This is a genomic window from Polaromonas sp. P1_G4 (assembly GCF_056405475.1).
The window spans coordinates 1-1,576 of the sequence record NZ_JBFUCA010000746.1 but is presented as its reverse complement, the minus strand read 5'-3'; the positions used below and the strand labels follow the sequence as shown (position 1 = coordinate 1,576).

2 protein-coding genes are annotated in these 1,576 nt (G+C 64.5%); both read right to left on the bottom strand.

The genetic code is table 11. From position 1 onward, the window contains the following. Positions 1-1,192 (bottom strand): ABC transporter substrate-binding protein (locus AC1D1X_RS22940; RefSeq protein WP_477699291.1); only part of this gene is annotated, 1,192 nt, incomplete at its 3' end. Between the two features lie 50 nt (positions 1,193-1,242). After that, on the bottom strand, positions 1,243-1,395 hold the full coding sequence (locus tag AC1D1X_RS22935; protein WP_477668579.1) for a hypothetical protein: 153 nt from the start codon (positions 1,393-1,395) through the stop codon (positions 1,243-1,245). Positions 1,396-1,576 lie beyond the last annotated feature (181 nt).

The window sequence follows — 1,576 nt, the reverse complement described above, 5'->3', positions numbered from 1 at the left end:
GGGTCACGGTCGGCAGCATCAGGGCGCGGTTGTACTTGTAGCCTTGCAGCGCGTAGGCCGGCGGCGCGATGGTGGCGGTGCCGCTGCTGAACACACCCAGCGCGGCCTGTGCCGCAGGGCCGGCAGTCGGATAGCTCACGCCTTTTTTGGCCACGCCGGCATGGGCCGGGATGTTGTTGGTGCGTGAGGCGAATTCAGCGACGTTGGCTTCCTGCGCCATGAAATCCAGGAAGCGGCCCACTTCCTTCGGGGACTTGGTGGTCTTCAGCGCCACCCAGGCCGCGCCGCCGGGCATGCCCGAGCAGGCGGCGGGACCGCAGGGGTTGGGCACGGCGACCCAGTCGAAGGCGTTGCCGATTTCTTTTTGCATGCGGTTGATCTGCCATGAACCCGACAGGATCATCACCACGCGGCCGTTCTTGAACTCGCCCACCGCGTCGGCATAGCTGGAGCCGCCCGAGCCGCCCCAGACGTCTTTGAGCATGGTGCCGTCCTTGTGCCAGGCAACGAACTTGCCCACGGCGGTCTTGTAGCCGGCATCCACCGTGAGGTTTCCCTTGACGTCGAAAATCTTCGCGCCATAGCTGACGGCGGGGCCGGCGAAGCGGTGGCCCGAACGGTCCCAGGCCATGGCGGCCGGGGTCTGCGTGGCCTTGGCCACCTTGCGCGCCGCGTCGGCCCACTCTTCCCAGGTGGCCTTGGGGCCGGGCATGGGCACCTTGGCCTGCTCGAACAAGGTCTTGTTGACGAAGGGGCCGGTCATGGTCATCTGCGACAGGAAACCATAAATGCCCTTGTCGCCCGCCTTGTTGCGCATCCAGGGCAAGGTGCTGCCGAAGTTGTCTTCCCAGTACTTGCGGTCCTTCACATGGGCGCTGATGTCGATGTAGTTCTTCGACAGGCCGCCAATTTCGGCGACACGCGCGATGTCGGGTCCCTGCCCCGCCGCGAGCTGCACGGGCAGCTGCTCTACCACCGTCTTGTAGGGCACCACGTCAAGGATCACCTTGGCGCCAGCGTTCTGGGCTTCATAACGCTTGATGAGGTCGGCCGTGACATCGCATTCATTGCCGTCCTGGTAGCACATGACGCGAATGTCGGCGAAGGCGCTGGTGGCCAGCGTGGCGACGGCGGCACCCAGGAGGCCGGCGCGCGTGGCACGCCTGGCGAGAAAACGAAGCTGGAAGTTCATGGTTGTCTCTTTCTGGAAAAAGGAAGGATGGGGCCGATCGGTCGTCGGCTTCAGGAATGCGCGCCGGCCGCCGGCGCAGGGAACGCCCAGGCCGCATGGCTGGGATGGGTGACCGCGGCGCTGGGATCGCCGCGATCAACTCGAGCGAGCAGCGTCGGCAGGGGCTTGCCGCGGCTGTGCGTGCTGCTGGAGGTGAAAACCATGTCGTCCTGTGCCGTTGTGTTGCGATCGTTGGCGGTTTTGGCTATTATGGCAAACGTTTGCCAACCATTGGCAATCGTTTGCCATACTTGTCAGTCGCGGCTTTCTCGGTTATATGTTTTGTCTTGGCACGCACTGATCGCGCCGCCGGTCGGCCACCTGCCCTCGCCTCTTGGCCCCTTG

Bases quoted from the DNA above. Each gene is read 5' to 3' on its own strand.
- AC1D1X_RS22935 (WP_477668579.1), bottom strand. From the start codon at position 1,395: ATGGTTTTCACCTCCAGCAGCACGCACAGCCGCGGCAAGCCCCTGCCG.